The organism is cf. Phormidesmis sp. LEGE 11477 (assembly GCF_015207105.1).
GTDB lineage: Bacteria > Cyanobacteriota > Cyanobacteriia > Phormidesmidales > Phormidesmidaceae > Phormidesmis.
Window position 1 is genome coordinate 1 of the sequence record NZ_JADEXO010000008.1, and the last position, 17,537, is coordinate 17,537.

16 protein-coding genes, 1 tRNA gene and 1 pseudogene are annotated in these 17,537 nt (G+C 49.5%); 9 read left to right on the plus strand and 9 right to left on the minus strand.

Annotated features, from left to right (window positions below; genetic code table 11):
- From IQ256_RS04055 to psbZ, 5 genes and pseudogenes are all read right to left on the minus strand, one after another.
- Positions 1–427, minus strand: a pseudogene (locus tag IQ256_RS04055) (gamma-glutamyl-phosphate reductase); the annotation flags it as partial.
- A 4-nt stretch (positions 428–431) separates the two neighbouring features.
- Entirely contained in the window at positions 432–836 is a 405-nt protein-coding gene (locus IQ256_RS04060; RefSeq protein WP_193854279.1) for a hypothetical protein, read from the minus strand.
- A 206-nt stretch (positions 837–1,042) separates the two neighbouring features.
- Positions 1,043–1,114, minus strand: a tRNA-Gly gene (locus IQ256_RS04065).
- Between the two features lie 132 nt (positions 1,115–1,246).
- Positions 1,247–1,798, minus strand: coding sequence for a 6,7-dimethyl-8-ribityllumazine synthase (ribH, locus tag IQ256_RS04070; RefSeq protein WP_193854280.1), 552 nt, complete (start codon positions 1,796–1,798; stop codon positions 1,247–1,249).
- 89 nt (positions 1,799–1,887) lie between these two features.
- Complete coding sequence (gene psbZ / locus IQ256_RS04075) at positions 1,888–2,076, minus strand: photosystem II reaction center protein PsbZ (RefSeq protein ID WP_006456669.1); 189 nt, start codon at positions 2,074–2,076, stop codon at positions 1,888–1,890.
- Between the two features lie 231 nt (positions 2,077–2,307).
- Here psbZ and IQ256_RS04080 point away from each other — a divergent pair, with 231 nt between their 5' ends.
- The 6 genes from IQ256_RS04080 (at position 2,308) to IQ256_RS04105 (ending at position 9,253) form a co-directional block, all read left to right on the plus strand.
- The gene (locus tag IQ256_RS04080; RefSeq protein WP_193854281.1) at positions 2,308–3,717 is read left to right on the plus strand and encodes a CCA tRNA nucleotidyltransferase; all 1,410 of its coding nucleotides are present in this window, start codon (positions 2,308–2,310) and stop codon (positions 3,715–3,717) included.
- A 116-nt stretch (positions 3,718–3,833) separates the two neighbouring features.
- A complete protein-coding gene (locus IQ256_RS04085) occupies positions 3,834–4,367 on the plus strand; it encodes a hypothetical protein (RefSeq protein WP_193854282.1) in 534 nt (177 codons plus the stop codon).
- Positions 4,368–4,573: 206 nt separating this feature from the next.
- Positions 4,574–4,894, plus strand: a complete 321-nt coding sequence (locus tag IQ256_RS04090; RefSeq protein WP_193854283.1) for a DUF6825 family protein — start codon at positions 4,574–4,576, stop codon at positions 4,892–4,894.
- Between the two features lie 159 nt (positions 4,895–5,053).
- Positions 5,054–7,210 (plus strand): ABC1 kinase family protein, encoded by a 2,157-nt coding sequence (locus IQ256_RS04095; RefSeq protein ID WP_370623344.1) that lies wholly within the window; start codon positions 5,054–5,056, stop codon positions 7,208–7,210.
- A gap of 41 nt (positions 7,211–7,251) precedes the next feature.
- Positions 7,252–8,004: a Stp1/IreP family PP2C-type Ser/Thr phosphatase gene (locus IQ256_RS04100; RefSeq protein ID WP_193854284.1), complete on the plus strand. Its 753-nt coding sequence runs from the start codon at positions 7,252–7,254 to the stop codon at positions 8,002–8,004.
- A 373-nt stretch (positions 8,005–8,377) separates the two neighbouring features.
- Positions 8,378–9,253 carry a universal stress protein gene (locus IQ256_RS04105; protein WP_193854285.1) on the plus strand — a complete coding sequence of 292 codons (876 nt, stop codon included), beginning with the start codon at positions 8,378–8,380 and terminating at the stop codon, positions 9,251–9,253.
- A gap of 184 nt (positions 9,254–9,437) precedes the next feature.
- Here IQ256_RS04105 and IQ256_RS04110 read toward each other — a convergent pair whose 3' ends face one another.
- The 4 genes from IQ256_RS04110 to IQ256_RS04125 all read right to left on the minus strand — a co-directional run bounded on the left by IQ256_RS04110 (position 9,438) and on the right by IQ256_RS04125 (position 13,820).
- Entirely contained in the window at positions 9,438–11,195 is a 1,758-nt protein-coding gene (locus IQ256_RS04110) for a serine/threonine-protein kinase (protein WP_193854286.1), read from the minus strand.
- On the minus strand, positions 11,192–11,653 hold the full coding sequence (locus IQ256_RS04115) for a hypothetical protein (RefSeq protein WP_193854287.1): 462 nt from the start codon (positions 11,651–11,653) through the stop codon (positions 11,192–11,194). Before IQ256_RS04115 ends, IQ256_RS04110 begins: the two co-directional genes overlap by 4 nt.
- 76 nt (positions 11,654–11,729) lie before the next feature.
- Positions 11,730–12,914, minus strand: a complete 1,185-nt coding sequence (locus tag IQ256_RS04120) for an anhydro-N-acetylmuramic acid kinase (RefSeq protein ID WP_193854288.1) — start codon at positions 12,912–12,914, stop codon at positions 11,730–11,732.
- A gap of 189 nt (positions 12,915–13,103) precedes the next feature.
- Positions 13,104–13,820: a TrkA family potassium uptake protein gene (locus tag IQ256_RS04125; RefSeq protein ID WP_193854289.1), complete on the minus strand. Its 717-nt coding sequence runs from the start codon at positions 13,818–13,820 to the stop codon at positions 13,104–13,106.
- 171 nt (positions 13,821–13,991) lie between these two features.
- On the opposite strand from IQ256_RS04125, the gene IQ256_RS04130 reads away from it, so the two are divergent.
- From IQ256_RS04130 to IQ256_RS04140, 3 genes are all read left to right on the plus strand, one after another.
- Positions 13,992–15,155 carry a GuaB3 family IMP dehydrogenase-related protein gene (locus IQ256_RS04130; protein WP_193854290.1) on the plus strand — a complete coding sequence of 388 codons (1,164 nt, stop codon included), beginning with the start codon at positions 13,992–13,994 and terminating at the stop codon, positions 15,153–15,155.
- A gap of 501 nt (positions 15,156–15,656) precedes the next feature.
- Positions 15,657–15,977 (plus strand): thioredoxin, encoded by a 321-nt coding sequence (gene trxA / locus IQ256_RS04135; protein ID WP_006454864.1) that lies wholly within the window; start codon positions 15,657–15,659, stop codon positions 15,975–15,977.
- Between the two features lie 444 nt (positions 15,978–16,421).
- Positions 16,422–17,519, plus strand: a complete 1,098-nt coding sequence (locus tag IQ256_RS04140; RefSeq protein WP_228024556.1) for an LOG family protein — start codon at positions 16,422–16,424, stop codon at positions 17,517–17,519.
- Positions 17,520–17,537 lie beyond the last annotated feature (18 nt).

Consider the following 17,537-nt stretch of genomic DNA (forward strand, 5'->3'; position numbering starts at 1 on the left):
CTCGTAAGACTAGGGCATTTCCCGTACGAATACACAAACCCGCTGCGATCGCAGCCAGGTCAGGAAATGCCTCGTAGATAAAGCCGACAATACCTAATGGGCGAATCTGACTATAGCTACTATTGTTGACATTTGCAGAAGTAGTCGGTGGTGCCCCCATCGCGGCTAAGCGATGACAAACGCTAGCTGCAGTCTTCACCCTTTCCGGCGTCAGCTTTAGCCACTCAGCAACTAGTTCCGGCACAGCCATATCTCTGCTGATTTCTAAATCTAGAGTATTCGCCTCTAGAATGTCGTCTAATCCTTTGCCCATAGCGTTGCCCATAGCGACGAGTGCCCGAGAGCACTGCTCGTCGGAGCCTAGCTGCTCGGTGGAAAGCCGAATAGCCGCTAGAGCAGCACTCAAATCAAAAGGAGACTGGGTCATTAAGCTAGCGTCGCAACACCAACCAAAACATTACTACCAAAGCCAGCAAGATTAAAGCACCCTTAATCAAAATCGGCAGTCCTGTCCAAGACAATAGCGACCAGCCAACCCAAAACAGTGCAGGCAACAACAGCAGCCGAGCCCACACCATCAGAGCAGTCACAATGGCTTTTATTGGGCTGCTTTTTAATACCCAGTGTTTGCCTGTCCACTGCCAGATCTGCTGACGAGGATAAGGCGTAGTTAGCTTTTCAACCGTATTAGGCTCAGCTCGAAGCTCGAATATTTGCTTGCAGCGATCGCATCCCCAGGCTTCAGTCAGCGTAATTGGCACCAGTGCCCCCTGCCGACAAGACGGACAGGGATAGACTTGGCTGGGATCTAGTAGCTGTGTCTCTTTGGAATGCACTAGCAGTCTTACCAGATAGAAATAGGCCAGATAGAAATAGGCCAGATAGAAATAGGGTTAGATAAAGTGTACCTACGATCGCCCAGACTGTAGGTAACAAAGCCGACTAGTAACAAAACCATCTAGAACAGGTATCGTAGGCTAGAGCTATCTCAAGGGCGATATCTCAGAAACTAAATTCTAACTTGTACTATTAACTTTTAATAAGCGGGTGAAGAGATTCGAACTCTCGACATCAACCTTGGCAAGGTTGCGCTCTACCACTGAGCTACACCCGCATTTGCCTTTTTTAGACTTTTACTAATTTCTCAAGATAAAACACATTTGTCAACCCTAAAAGCATTTTCTAGATAGCTAAGAGGTCTTTTGTCTAGCGTTTGAATGAGGTGGTTTAAGCAGACTGGTCTAGATCAGCTAGCCTCTGCCGCAGTGGGTAGCGCCGCTGACTGTCCCCCTGCGAGCATACCGTTCATAGCCGGACGCCCACTTTTGACCTGCACCATCAGACTAGCCATCTCTAGGGCACTCATGGCATAGCTCCAGCCCAAGTTACTTTTAATCCCGGCTCTCTCCAACGCCTGCTGCATGGTATCTGTCGTCAACACACCAAAGACAACAGGCACTCCTGTCTGAAAACTAGTCGCAGCAATGCCTTTGGCGACCTCGGCTGCAACATAGTCAAAGTGCGGCGTGCTGCCACGAATGACAGCGCCTAGACAGATAATGGCATCATAGTTACCGCTAAGCGCTAGCTGCCTCGCCAATGGTGGAATCTCAAAGCATCCAGGAGCCCAGATATAATCTACCTGACTACCCTGCGGGTCAACGCTGACACCATGACGCTTTAGGCAGTCCTGAGCGCCCGCTAGCAGTTTCGTAGTGACTAAATCATTGAATCTGCCAATTACGAAGGCAAATTTCATGTGGCTTGACTGAGTGAAATTACCTTCGAAAACGGCCATAGGGGTCTCAAGTAATATTGGAAACTAATACATAGGAACAGAGAAAGCTAGTCGAGCTCTCAAACGACGAGCGATCAGGTGATGCGCGATCAAACCACTAGATAGTTCAGCCCACCGACTAAAACTACCAGAACGCCCCAGACAATAGAGCCTAGGAAGATTAGACGCTTAGACTGATCCCAGTTGCTAGGTGAAGCATATGCCACTGGGACGCCAACGATCATGACAAAAGACCAAAGCACCAAAACAAACAGAGCTAGCTGGAAAATAACAGACATGATCTTCGTACTCTCAAAACATTATTTAAGCAGGCTCAACAGAACTTATCGCTGGTGATCCTATATAGCTAAGCTATCAAAAATTAGGACTCTTGCAAAAGTTCCTGTCGGAAAAATGAAAAGAATTGCTAGATCGAGACGTCGAAGGCAGACGACTTAGAATGTTCTTATGAGGAATGTCCTTATGAGTTTGAGCATGGCTCGAAAAGATTGGGCGGTTGGTATGGCGAGATGAGTGTTTATTCAGACATGCTGTATCAGCAGCTTGTGAAGCGCATGGCAGAAGTTTGGCCAGTGCTGCTGCTGCTTATGAAGGAATCTGAGCACAGAGGCTGGTCTCTATATCTTGTCGGAGGAGCTGTTCGAGACCTGCTATTAGACGGATCAGAAAATTCTCGACCTTTGACTGATATCGATTTGGTGGTAGAAAGCCAGGAGCAGGGAAATGCAGAGTCTCCTGTAGGGGCAGGTGTAGTTTTAGCAGAGGCCATTCGAGCGAAATACGCAGAGATAGAAGCGCAGATCTACGGTCAGTTTCAAACGGCAAGGCTGACGTGGCAGTCTTGGCAAATCGATATTGCTACGGCCAGGACAGAGTTCTATCCTTACCCAGCCGCAAATCCTGAGGTGAAACCTAGTGATATTCGCGCCGATCTTTACCGACGCGATTTTACGATTAATGCGATCGCACTAAAGCTCACTGGTTCTCAGCCAGGCCAACTGCTCGATATCTTCGCGGGTCAAACAGACTTACAGCAGCGCTTAGTACGAGTGCTACATACCGATAGCTTCGTTGACGATCCTACTCGAATCTTTAGGGCTGTGCGGTTTGCGGTGCGATTGGGCTTTAGCCTTGAGACTCAAACAGAGCAATTAGTGCGAACTGCTTTAGAGAGTGGAGTGTATACGAAATCGCGCTCCACCCATGAAAAAGTCCCCGCTTTACAGTCTCGGCTGCGAGCGGAATTGGAGTACCTGCTAGAAGAACCAGGCTGGCAGCAATCTTTAGTCTGTCTAGACAATCTAGGGGCGCTAGCTTGCCTAGACGATAGCTTAGCTATCACGCCTGAACTACTGCGGCAGCTAGGCCGACTGGATCGCTGGGTGCGTAAGTTTGAAGTAGACCAGCCCAGATGGCTAATGTTGCTAGAGCTCATACTTGCTCAGCTAGAACCAGATCGATGCGATCGCGTTGCCGACGCTCTCAACCTCAGCGCGCAAAGTCAGCATCGCCTGCACAATATTCACGCTTGGGAGTCGCACCTGCGATCACAGTTAGGAGCGCAGACGACTCAATCTGCTTGGTCTCGCAGTCAGGTGGCTCATAGCCAAAAATCCCGTAGCCAGGTGTCTCGTAGCCAGGTGTACAAATCGTTGCGATCGCATTCACGCGCCGAGCTTTTCCTAATAGCTAGTCGCCATCCGCACACACTAGGCACTTCAATTTGGCTATACCTAACTCAGCTAGTGCTCATTCCGCCTTTGATTAACGGTGGTACTCTAAAGCGGCTTGGCTATTCACCCGGTCCGCAGTTTAAAGAGATCTTGGCAGATATCCATCAACAGCAGCTAGACGGTAAGCTGACCACCCCCAAATCTGCAGAACAGTACGTCCTGGCTCAATATCCTGGCGCTAGCTGATGTTTTTTAGCTAATATTCTCAGGCTTGGCAGTCCTTTGGCTGCGCCCGTGATTCTAGTCCGTGAATATCAGCCATACAAGGTTTCCTAATAGCACCCTTAACGCAAGGCATTTTTATGTCTATATCGCCTTCTAAGCACCAACAAAAATTGCGATCGCCCCAAAACGCACTCAAAAGAGATCGCTCAGAAATTCCTCCCTTATCAATTTTCCAGGCCCTGACCATTACCGCAGGAATGGCCGGACTGGTTGGGTTGATCAGCGGTGCGATCATTCGATTTTCACTGACCACCTCGCCTAATGCGCGCTTCCTCAGCCCGATCCAGACGTTTCCTACTTCATCAGACTGGGAAAGTGACTCGTTGGCCCCAGATAGTAATAGCTCGGATTTTTCACCTGACCTTGATAGCGAGGAATCTAAAATCGATCAGATTAACACTGTTTATCCCAGCAGCTTTGACGAGTTTGCTAGCCGATCACAAAGGCCCACTCAATTCACCCAAGATCCTTTAGAAAAGCTTCGCAGCGGACCGCTGCTGCGTGAATCAGCCAACTTTGACTCTGATGGCGTAGATATCACTATTCCAGAACTAGAAGATCCAGTCTTTGAACCTTATTTTGATGCAGATACCAGACCTTTCTCTCAATAGTTAGCTTCTCTCGATAGGATGCTTCCTTGATGAATGAGTCCAGACAAATTGGGATGAGACGTAGGAAGAAATGAGCATTAGTCGGTGAGATCGCGCTGCTACTATCCTCTGAAAGAATGATTTTGCCTGTCTAGGTCTGCGAGAAGCACTCAAGGGTGTTTATAATTGCAAAGGTAGAAACGACAACCCATTTACTGAGTGAATCAATGCTGCAAGCTTTTTTTGTAGGACGCGCGCTGGCAGCGGCTGTGAGTGAAAGAGCTGAACATCTAGTCAGCGACGGTCTTGGCAAACTAGGGAAATTCGATGCTGAGCAGCGCGAATACTTCCGTCAGTTTACTGAAGAGGTGATGGCTAGAGCGGAGCAAGCGCAGGCTGCAGCTGGCGTAACCCAAGCTGACGGCATTTCTACAGGGGCGGCGTCTGCGCCCGGTAGCGACGTCGAAGATCTACAGGTGACTATTGACAACTTGAGAGCTGAGATTGCTCAAGCAAGAGCAGCCATTCAGCAGTATCGCCAGAATTGAATTCCTTGCACTGACTTTTTCAGGCGTATTTGTTAGATTAGGTCTGCAAGTCCTTCTAATACCGCAGCTTCTAACACCGCAGAGTATGGCCATTTTGGTCTTAGCTCAGTTTTAAAAAACATTCTTCCCTTAAACTTCTTTTTAGCCCAGGAAAACTGAGTGACTGCCGTTCCCAGAGACAGTGAGCCCCGCCCAGCGACCGAGTCGCGGCAGATCGATCAGCCTGCCGCTGAGATACATGCATACCCCAATGCAAATGGTTCTAGAGGCAGAGAAGTCGTGCAGCCAGACGCCGCCGAGCCAAGCAACAGCAAAATCGACAGATCTAACACAGACAGACCTACCGCAGACAGACCTACCGCAGACAGATCGAGCATAGACGGATCGATTGACCCAGTTGATCCCACTAGCCGAGGCGAGCATACTGACCATCGCGAACATCACTTCGTTCGTAACGGCAGTCACTCTGGTGAGAAGATTCCGGTCGCAGAAGTCATCGCTTCGCAGCGGGCTGTGGCCGCGTCAGATCCGGTTGAAACTCGTTCAGTTCCTATGAAAGGGGTGTCTGAGCGAGAAGCCGCTAGAATTTCCGCCGTTCACGAGTCAGTGGCCAGAACGGCTGTTGCTTATACAAGCAATACTTATAAAGACGGTGACTATCGTTGGAACAAGGGCACATACTCACGGCCACAAAGATTCATAGACATCTGGTCATTTGTTCTAAAGTTGCTGGCAAAGCGGTGGCTTTACGGAAAGGCATGGACCTATGGGGGGGAAATCACGCCTGAAAAACAGACCAAACGCCGTCAAGATATGGCAGTTTGGATTCGAGAAACCTGCTTGAGCCTAGGGCCTACCTTTATTAAAATCGGTCAGCTATTCTCAACTAGGGCCGATCTTTTCCCGATCGAATACGTCGAAGAGCTCTCAAAGCTGCAAGACCGCGTGCCTGCCTTTGGCTACGAAAAGGTTAAAAGCACGATAGAAAGCGATTTTGGTCGTCCGCTAGCTGAGCTGTACAAAAGCTTCGAACCGGTTCCTATTGCTGCAGCTAGTCTGGGTCAGGTGCATTGTGCTCGGCTGCATTCTGGAGAAGAAGTCGTTGTTAAGATTCAGCGCCCTGGGCTGTCGCGACTTTTTGCAATTGATCTTTCTATTCTGAAGGGGATCGCTCAATACTTTCAAAATCACAAAGAGTGGGGACGCGGTCGCGATTGGTTGGGCATTTATGCAGAATGCTGCCGCTTACTGTGGTTAGAGATTGATTTTCTGCATGAAGGACGCAACGGCGACAAGTTTCGACGGAATTTCCGAGGGGTTGACTGGGTGAAGGTGCCGCGTGTGTACTGGCGATATACTTCGCCTAAAGTGCTGACGCTAGAGTATATGCCAGGGATTAAAATCAGCCACTACGAAGCGCTTGAGTCAGCAGGACTAGACCGCAAGCGCTTAGCTAGGCTGGGCGCTGAGGCTTATCTACGTCAGCTACTGACGGATGGCTTCTTCCACGCAGATCCCCATCCTGGCAATATCGCGGTCGATACAGATGGGTCGCTTATCTTTTATGACTTTGGCATGATGGGCCAGATTCAGGCAGTCACTCGGACTCGGCTGATGGATACGTTCGTCGGTATCGCTCAGCGCGATGCAGGGCTAGTGATGAAGTCGCTAGTAGAGCTCGGTGCGCTGGCCCAAATTGACGACATGGGACCGGTACGCCGTTCGATCCAGTACATCCTAGACAACATGATGGATAAGCCGTTCGAGGAGCAATCGGTGACGGCGATTAGTGACGATCTATATGCGGTTGCCTATGACCAGCCGTTTCGATTCCCGGCGACGTTCACGTTTGTGATGCGAGCTTTTTCGACCCTAGAGGGGGTAGGTAAAGGGCTTGATCCAGAATTCAACTTTATGGAGGCCGCTAAACCCTACGCGACAGAACTTATGACAAATGGTATGCCTGGTGAGCCCAACGGTCTTTTGGGTGAAATTAGTCGGCAGGCGGCGCAGGTGGGTAGCTCCGCACTCAGTCTGCCTAGACGAATAGAAGATACGCTCGATCGCCTCGATCGAGGTGATATTCGAGTGCGGGTACGTTCTATAGAGAGCGATCGCATTCTTCGCCGTAATAGCAACCTATCTCTAGCGAATAGCTACACTTTGCTAGTCGGTACGTTTACGCTCTCAGCAACACTGCTACTCATATTCGAGTTCATTTGGGCAGCGGTGATTATGGGAGCGATCGCAGCTTTTTCGGGCATTGCACTAATCCGTCTGTTGATGCGAATTGCGAAAGCGGACAGAATGCCTTAGATTCAGTCTGAAAGGGTTCGGACTCAGAAAGTTCTTTCTCCATGAACTATTCCTCAGAAGGGTTAGCCTTTGCTGGTCTGACAGATATTGGCTTACAAAGAGCGACCAACCAAGACAGCTACTACATTTCGTCGCAAGGCGATCTATTTATCGTCGCTGATGGCATGGGTGGACATGCTGGGGGCCAGGAAGCTAGCCGCCTTTCAACCAAAACGATTAGAGACTACTTAACTACTCATAGAAGCAGCACTCTATCATCGCCAGCACTGTTGCGGCAGGCCATTGCCGCTGCTAATTCAGCCGTCTTGGCCGATCAGTGTCGGCATCCAGAACGCGCCGATATGGGCACAACCGTTGTGATAGTAATGCTGCGCGATCGGCGCTTTTGGTGTGCTCACGTGGGTGATTCAAGGCTGTATCTGCTAAGGGAACACAGCCTGATCCAGGTCACAAAAGATCACACTTGGGTAGCACAGGCAATGCTGTCAGGTGGGCTAACCTCAGAAGAGATATCCACTCATCCCTGGCGGCACGTCCTCTCTCAGTGCGTGGGCCGTGAGGATCTAGCAGGTGTAGAGATTCAACCGCTAGAGTTAGAAAAGGGCGATCGCCTCTTGTTGTGTAGTGATGGTCTAAGTGAAGAGCTCTCTGACGAGGTAATTGCTGGCTGCTTGGCGTCTATGCTTACCTGCGAAACTGCTGTTGCTAGTCTAATTGAAACCGCGAAGACACAGGGTGGGCGTGATAATATCACAGCCATAGTCATCGCCATATCCGAGAGCGCAAAGCTGTAGCAGTCTGCCTCTAGCTTTCACTATCATCCTTTCAGTACTCTCGCAGTTAGCTCGTACGAAATGAGACTAAATATAGCAATGCGCGGATGCATACTCAAAGAGAAGACAGCGCCTATGTGCCGGTATGCACTTTGCGCTGTATGGCAAGGTCTGTAGCCTTTTGCGGTGTAGTAAGTAAAGTGCGGAAAGCTATACAAAGCTAAGCGACTAGCGATTTGCTCGATGCCTTAGCAAATCGCTGTATAACCAACTGAAGATCTGCCGCTATCGAAGGATTCGGTTCAAAAGAGGTAAGGTTTATCTTTGAGGGGAGTGGTAGTGTTTAAGGACTCTCCCAAGTATTTTGTTCAAGACAGTTTATCGGTACGACTCTATGTTTAAGCGTGTGCTCATTTGTACTGACTTCTCAGATAGTCTTCAGCGCTTTGCCAACTTTGTGCCAGATTTAGCAAAAGGTGGCATGACCCATCTGGTGTTTTTTCACAATGTGCCGCTGATGACCTCTAGAGAAATTCCCTGTGTGGATGAAGAGCGAGTCAGTAAGGCTCGCGAACGTTTGGCGATAGCCAAGTCTAATGTGCCGGAGGGTACTACGGTAGAGATCGAAGTCGCTTCTGGGCGAGCGTCTGACAATATTGTACGGGCAGTCAAAGAGCATCAGCCCGATATCATTTTTTCTGGGATGCCAACGCGCTCAGTATTGAATGAGCGTTTGTTTGGCAGCACCACAATGGCGTTAGCGGAAAAGGCTAAAACTCCTTTACTGATTTTGCGCCCTCAGCTGATATCTACCTACCGCGAGAGTGAGCTAGCGCAGCGGTGTCAGAATATGTTCGACTATTTTTTGCTCCCCTATGATGGTAGTGAAAATGCAGATAGTCTAGTCAAAGAGATCAAAACCAGAATTCAAGCCGATCCAGACTGCGCGCTAGCAACGTGTTTACTTAGCTGGGTGATAGACGGTGGTGGACGCATCCCTAGCGGTGATCTGGCTAAAAACGCACAGACTAAGCTAAAGAAAGTTGCTGCTCAGTTAGAGGGACTAGGTAGTCAGATCGAAACTGAAGTGCGCGTCGGCGATCCGCTCGAAGAGATATTGAAGTCAGGTGAGATGCATGATATCAGTGCGATCGCCGTTCGTCCTGGGAAAAACAAAGGGCTGCTAAAGCTTACCGTTCCTAGTTTTACCAATGCTATGTTACGGGCTTCCTGGCACCCTATCGTCCATTTTCCTCACAGTGACAAATAGAGGATGCTGGCTAGAGAGTGGCAGTGAGAGAGTTAGGCAATAGTCCAACCTTTTATTGACCAACCTTTCATTGACCAACCTACAGCTAACTAACCCACAGATTGCTTACTCGTAGCGCCCCTTAGCTTACAGTGCTTCCTAACCTGTAGATGGCTCTGCGTAGGGAATCCTAAAGTAGATAGCTTTACTTGAGAAATCCTAGAGAGGTATCCATAGCGGGCTGTTTTTCTGAATGCATAGCCTCAAAGTTCATCGTGATTTTAGGCTTTAAGTTATTTTCTAGCTCGCGTTTCAAGAGTGCTTTACTTTCTACTGGAGTGCCAACGGTGGCTGCGTGACGGGCACTGACTGCCCAGTTTTGCAGCAGCTTAAGCTGACTAGTCGCAATATTGAGCGTTTTGATCCGAGAGCAAAGGTGTGGTGATTCCTGAGTGAAGAAAAGAATTTGATACTGTTGTGCTTGGGTAAGCTGCCACAAAATCGCCTGAGAAGCAGCTTTTTTGAGATCTAGATAGCAGGGCATCCAGCGAGGACCCTCATTTCTGTTGTAGAACGCAGTTAGCCATAGCACCATAGGGTGGGGCGTCATAGTACACATAAAATTGTTGTAGCGAGTATTGCGGATACGTTTTTCGATTTCGGCCTGTGGCATCATTGCCCACAAAGTGGCTGCGGTCTCACCCGACTGACTCACGAGGCGAGGAAAAACGATCTGAGCAGTTGGCATACTAGCGGGCCACTTTTGGTCTAGGTAGAATCTTTCTGTAGGAGAAAGTTCCGCAGACTCTGGCGGGCTCTGAGCATCGGCTTCTAAATCGCCTACAGGTTTAGCTTCTACCGATTGATTAGGCAGGTTATTCGAGTTGTCCGCAGGCAAACTGCTCGCAGATACATTGTTTACTACGTCTTTGGCAGGTGCTGATGGCGGCTCCTCTCGAAGTAGAGCCGCTTCTTCAACACTTGACTTGGCCACGGTCTCTCCTACGGGGATGGGTGGACCAACGCTATGAGCGACTGGAAGCTTGGAGAGTGTGGTGCTAATTCTTTGAGAGATTTGAAAGCTAGAGCCGAAGCGTTTCTCCAATGGGGAAACCGCTTCTATGATGTCGCTCACTGTGGATGGTCTATCTTCCCGCTGTTTTGAGAGACAGGCCATCACTACGTCATTGAGTTCTTTAGGGACTTTGTACGCTTGGACTAGAGACTTTGGTTCTACTAATCTGTGGGCCTTGTACCAGCTCCCAAACGTATTGTTAGCTGGTTTGACAGGCAGCTTGCTAGATAGCATCTGATACATCATCACGCCTAGACTGTAAATGTCTGAGCGATTGTCTAGCTCGCGACCTTCCATCTGTTCTGGAGAGGCGTAGGCCAACGTGCCCATGAAGGTGCTAGTTTGCTCGCCGCCTTCTTGCAGGAGTTTGGCAATGCCAAAATCTAGAATCTTGACTAGCTCTCCTACGGATGGATCGACAGTAACTAGTATGTTGCTAGGTTTAATATCGCGGTGGATGATAGGCACGACTTTGCCATCAACTAAGATACCGCTATGGGCTGTTTTTAGCCCCAATAGAACTTGGCGGATTAGACCTAAAAATCGAGGGACCGGTAAAGGTTTTCTCTGCACCATCTGACCGACGTTATCACCCTTCAGATACTCCATCACATAGAAGGGAACTTCATCTTCGTTGACGCCATAGTCGGTCACTCGAACCACGTGAATACTTTTTTGACCAAGCTGCGCGCAGGTCATTGCCTCTCGCAAGAATCTCTCTCGCATGTTCTCGTTCAGCAGTGTCTGTGACAAAAACTTGACGGCCACAGGCACGCCGCCCAGCAGAGAATCGCCCGCTAGGTAGACTCTACCCATTGAGCCTCGGCCAATAGTTTCTATCAGTTCGTAGCGATCGCAGACGGTACGTCCAGTGTTGGAATCAGTCATGACGATTGACGAATGATTTCTGCCTCCATGGTGCTGCTGAGGTAGTGCCCCGACATCACTCCACCCGAGAAATGATATTTGTCTGGGCTGATTTGTCGCAGCGTTTCAAACCCCGTGCGACGCCGCTTATCGCTGACGCCCCAGTAGCGTTGCACAATAGATTCTGGCGCTATCCAGCCTTCGCCTTCTGTCTGGCCGAGCTCACTGTGCTGTAGAACGAAGGTGTATTGCCGGTTTTGGGCGGTCATGCGTCCGCGAGACTGGATCACAATATCGGCGGGTGGCTCTTCTAGGATATCGGGCTCTAGAAAGGAGATTTTGGTTGCTACCATAAAGCAATCCGCCTGTTTCCAGGCCACCAAAATTTTGCCTTTGATGGAGACCGGGAGGGTGTCTCTAGTCAGCCAGGTACCCTGTAATTTCCAGCGGCCAGGTTCAAGCAGAAAGCTGTGGGACACAGCGCAGTTCCTTAGGTTGGGTAACAAAATCACTGACAAGCGCCAGTAGTCTAAGATGCCCAGGCAGATAGCGAGATCAAGGTATCCAAATTTCGCCGAGCAGACAGGGTCGGCTAGCACCGGTTACGTCTGGTAGGTTGCCAGGAACGCTGTGCCAGCGCCAGTAGGCCAGAATGGCAAATGCGATCGCCTCTTTGTAATCCGCATTGACTCGCCGCCTATCAGTTGGATGCACGTTGCATTCTGGCAAACGGCGCTGTAGACAATCCATTAAGAATTGGTTGCGGCTACCCCCGCCGCCGACTAGAACTTCTGTAGGCAAATCAGGCAAGAACTGTCGGTAGCTAAGCTCGATCGTCGCCGCTGTAAAGTCGGTCAGCGTAGCTAAAAAGTCTGTAGGGTCTAATCCCTTAGCTTTTGCATCCTGCCAGCACTGCTCTGCGTAGGCTGCGCCAAATAGTTCACGCCCAGTAGATTTAGGTGGCGCTGCCTCAAAGAAAGGATCTTGCAGCCACTGTTCTATCAGCAGTTGATCGGGTTTGCCTTGGGCGGCCCACGCTCCGTTTTCGTCGTAAGACATTTCTCCATCGGAAAGTGTCGTAACCGCCCAGTCGAGCAGCGCATTTCCAGGCCCAGTATCCCAGCCTCTGATACCGCCTGCTGCCAACGGTTGGAGATCTGCTTTTGACTTTGGCTCTGCTTCTAGCGCCGATGCGGCTGAGTCCCATGCGGGTAGATAGGTCACGTTTCCAATTCCACCTACGTTTTGAATGGCGAGATCGTGGACTGGGTGAGCCAGCAAGCAGGCATCGATAATGGGCACTAGCGGTGCGCCTTGACCACCGAGGGCAATATCGGCTACGCGGAAGTTGCTAATCGTTGTACGGCCAGTGATAGAGGCAATGAGATCGCCGCGTCCAAGCTGCTGGGTATAGCCGAGCCGTCCGGCGCTCGGTGGACGATGGTACAAGGTCTGACCATGAGAGCCAATGAGATCAACGGTAGCTAAATCGACCTCTAGTGCTCGAATTGCTTGAGTAAAGTGGTGGGCGATCGCATCATCTAGCGCGGCTAGCTCCATCAAGGTAACAGGCTGATTAGCACAGATCGATAGGATCTGCGATCGCACCTGATCTGGATAAGGATACGTAATTCCTTTGATTAACTCAGCCTCGACCGTATAGCCTTCTCCTGTCACCTCAGTCAAAGCCGCGTCGATTCCATCAACCGATGTGCCGCTCATCAACCCGATAATTTTCATGCGTTTGTCTCTATAGCGTTTCTCACTTGGCTGAAGCACATGATCACAGGTTAGAAACCTTGCAGTACAACAGGCCAAATGACTGGCGAGTACCTAATGCCTTGGGTACTCGCTATAGGTCGATCCTGGTGTGCTGACCCTAGTACGTCAGCCCTAGCGTGAGTCCTAATAGAGCCTTGACTCTCACCTTTACATCGGCAGCTTATCGATGCCTGAGTTGTCACCGATCACCACCATCAGGCTTCCACCTTTTAGTCGCGTTACCGGACTAGGGTTAATTGTAAATTTATTGTGGTTTTCCTCTTTTGCGTCTTCTCTACTGATAGCCATCAGCGTCAGACCGTAGTGATTACGCAGATCTACCTCCATAATGGTTTTGCCATCAAAACTTTGCGGCACCACAACTTCTACAATACTGTGGTCAGGATCCAGCTCGAAGCGGTCTAGAATGCCAGGACGTGTTAACGACCGAGCTAGCTCGCAGCCCATTTCATGCTCTGGAAAAACCACATGATCCGCGCCAACTCTGACTAACAGCTTGCCATGAATTTCTGAAGACGCTTTGGCCACCACGTTAGCGACACCGGCCTCTTTCACATTGAGCGTAGTGATAATGCTCTCTTGGACGTAGTTGCCAATCGCAACGATAACCGTGTCGAAATCAGGAATGCCTGCTTCTACTAGCGCCGATGGCTGAGTCGAGTCGAGCTGAACCGCATGTGCAGCAATTTGGTCAGTCAATACCTGTGCGACTCGACTTTCGTTTGAATCTATACCCATCACTTCGTAGCCCATACCGTGTAGCGTCAGGCAAACCGCTCTGCCAAAGCGGCCTAGGCCAATGACAGCGAACTGGCGATTGGTCGCTCTTAGATTCTGAAAAAACTTAAGGGACGAAATATTCACAAGGTTTGGCTACAGCGAATGGATATGCAAGCATTCTACTGGTTTATCCTGCTGGCTTTGCTACTCTCTATAGCTGCCATTAGAGAGTAGCCAAGACTACCCAACACTCTTGTTCAATCCATTTCTTTCTTTGATAGGCTAGCTAGATGCTTCCTAGGGATAAGTACGGACGTGAATATTCAAATTGGTCGTGGTAAAACAGCGCGTCGCGCATACGGAATCGATGAAATTGCCTTGGTACCTGGGGCAAAAACCCTAGATCCACAGCTTGCCGATACTAGCTGGCAAATCGGCGGCATCACCAGAGAGATACCCATTATTGCTAGTGCAATGGATGGGGTAGTCGATGTCAAAATGGCGGTTGAGCTCTCTAGACTAGGCGCGTTAGGGGTCCTCAATCTAGAAGGAATTCAGACTCGCTATGACGATCCTAATCCCATTCTCGATAGGATTGCCTCTGTCGGCAAGACAGAGTTCGTACCGCTGATGCAAGAACTTTACGCTCAGCCAGTACGAGCTGATTTAATCGCAAAGCGAATTCAAGAGATCAAGGACCAAGACGGTCTAGCGGCTGTCAGCCTAACGCCAGCGGGCGCGCTCAAGTTTGGCAAGACCGTCGCTGAAGCAGGCGCAGATCTCGTATTTGTACAAGCAACGGTAGTCTCCACCGATCACTTATCACCTGAAGCTTTAACACCGCTTGATCTAGCCAAATTTTGTGAGGAAATGCCGATCCCAGTGCTGTTGGGCAACTGCGTAACGTATGAAGTCACTTTGAAGCTAATGAAGGCAGGTGCGGCAGGTGTGCTGGTAGGAATTGGGCCGGGTGCGGCCTGCACCTCTAGAGGCGTACTAGGTGTAGGGGTGCCACAGGCGACGGCTGTAGCCGACTGTGCCGCCGCTAGGGACGACTATCAAAAAGAGTCAGGTCGCTATGTGCCCATCATCGCAGATGGTGGTTTGGTGACAGGCGGTGATATCTGCAAGTGCATTGCCTCTGGCGCAGATGGTGTGATGATCGGCTCTCCGTTTGCGCGGGCCCAAGAAGCGCCAGGACGTGGATTCCACTGGGGTATGGCAACACCGAGTCCGGTCCTACCTCGGGGTACTCGCATCGAGGTGGGGACAACGGGTTCTTTGCAGCAGATTTTGCGCGGTCCTGCTCAGCTAGATGATGGGACGCACAACTTCTTAGGGGCACTGCAAACTAGCATGGGCACTTTGGGCGCAAAAGATCTCAGTGAGATGAGACAGGTAGAGGTTGTGATTGCACCTTCTTTGTTGACTGAGGGCAAAGTCTATCAAAAAGCGCAGCAGTTAGGTATGGGTAAGTAATTACTCGGTAGCTACCTGTTTGATTGAAATGGATACGCTCTGACAAAGTAGGGGCGATCGCGGATAAAAATAGGCTAAAACCCCAGGAAATCAGGCAAACTTTAAGACTTGTCTCTGATATCTCAGAACCTCTATGGCAAATATCTAAGAGTCTCTTACAATTAAAGAGAAGCGGAGACGCAAGTTTCCGTTCACTCCTCACACCACACCCCGCCTAGGTCATCACGATCTAGGCGGTTCCTTTTCTTCTCTAGATATCTATTATCTGATATCTGAATTAATCGCCCTTCGTTACAGCGATCTATTTGCAGTTAGGCAGTAAAAAGATAGGTCGTGAGAGTGTTCTTATATGCCGAACATAGTTTCTATACGTTGGATATATATGTAATAGGGAGGAGATTTTTTAGGCAATCCGAAAGAAATCTGTAGTGGGTGGAAAAAAGGTGACGTCTTTTGGCTATGGTAAGATTCAGAGTACATGAGTGACTAAGGATTTTAAGAATGTCAGCCGCACAGGTCACAGATTCGACATTTAAGCAAGAAGTTTTAGAAAACGAGACACCAGTATTGGTAGACTTTTGGGCACCTTGGTGTGGCCCTTGCCGAATGGTAGCGCCCGTCGTTGATGAAATTTCTGAGCAGTATGATGGTCAAGTTAAAGTTGTAAAGGTCAACACAGATGAAAATCCTAGTGTTGCTAGCCAATACGGTATTCGCAGCATTCCGACGCTGATGATTTTTAAGGGCGGACAGCGCGTGGATATGGTCGTCGGTGCGGTACCTAAAACAACTTTGGCCAATACGTTAGAAAAGTATCTATAGCTCACTAGGCAGAGTTCGCTAGGAAGTTCACCAGACTTGGATTTTAGAATCTTGGCTGCTAATGAACTGGTTTTAGAGATGCCTGTCTTCGATCGTTTGATACAAGCACTTTCGATTAACCGGGCTTCGTACCGTTGGGGTTCTAGCGTTCGCTAGAGCCTCTTTTTGATCAGATTTGATGAAGCGCTGTCTTTTGCTAAAGGTATCTATTCAAGACCCTGATTTCTAGGCGCTGATCTCAAAACTCTAATCTCAAGGCACTGGTCACTGGGTCTCTTCTACTATGGTGTTTGTCACTTTACTAAAGTAGCAGTCACATGGGTGAGTCGCTCATATATAGCGTTCGCCACTTTGCTCCGTACTACTAGCTATAGCAGTAGGCCCAGGTGACTTGCGATGTTCGCTCGCATCCGAACGTCGCTGTATCTTCTATCCGGTTAACCAATGACTAATCCCTTTTCGCAGTCAAGTAATTCTTTGTCAAAGCATCACTCTCAGCCTAGACCAAGTCTTCGCTCAGATGTTCTAGATGCTCTAAGTCGCCTACCAGAGCTAGAAAACGGAGCGTTGATAGAGGAAATATTTGAAACGTTAGTGCGGATGACTCAGCAGGAGGCTGAGCGGTTGGATTGGAAAATTTTGAGTCGCTCTTTGTTGGATATGGAGATAGGGTTTCAGTCTTTTTATCCTTATCGGCATACGCGGAAGGTGACGGTCTTTGGTTCTGCTAGAACCCCAAGCGATCGCCCTGAGTATCAGATGGCAGTCGAATTTGCGCGCCGTATCAGCCAAGAGGGCTTCATGGTGATGACTGGCGCTGGTGGTGGCATTATGCAAGCAGGGAATGAAGGGGCAGGGCGTGATCGCTCTTTCGGGCTGAATATCCAACTGCCTTTCGAGCAGGGCGCAAACTCAACGATGACTGGCGATGACAAGCTCATAGATTTCAGATACTTCTTCACGCGCAAGCTGTTTTTTTTGAAAGAAAGCGATGCGATCGCACTCTTCCCAGGCGGCTTTGGGACTCAAGACGAAGCATTTGAATCACTTACTCTGATTCAAACAGGCAAAGCAGCGCCGCTGCCGCTAGTGCTAATTGATCGACCCGGCGGTGATTATTGGAAGAGCTGGGACTACTATCTGCGAAACAGACTACTCGATCAGGAGTTGATTAGCCCTGATGACACTAGCCTTTATCATCTGACTGACAGTATTGACGATGCCATAGCGTCAATCGAAGACTTCTACCGGATGTATCACTCTAGCCGGTACGTAGATAATCAGCTAGTTATTCGGCTCAAGGCTCCACTGTGCGCGGGTGGTATCGATCGGCTAAACGATGAGTACCCAGATATTTTGACCAAAGGAACCATTCGAGAAGTTTCGGCGTTTCCCGTTGAGCAGGACGACGAGACAGTATCCTTGCCCCGTCTAGCCTTGCATTTCAACCAGCGTAATCAGGGCCGACTACATCAAATGATTCGCTTTCTTGGCAAGCTAGGCATCCCATGCGATGAAGTGCAGCATCCTGAAAAGAAGTAGGCTTAGAGACAGAATTCT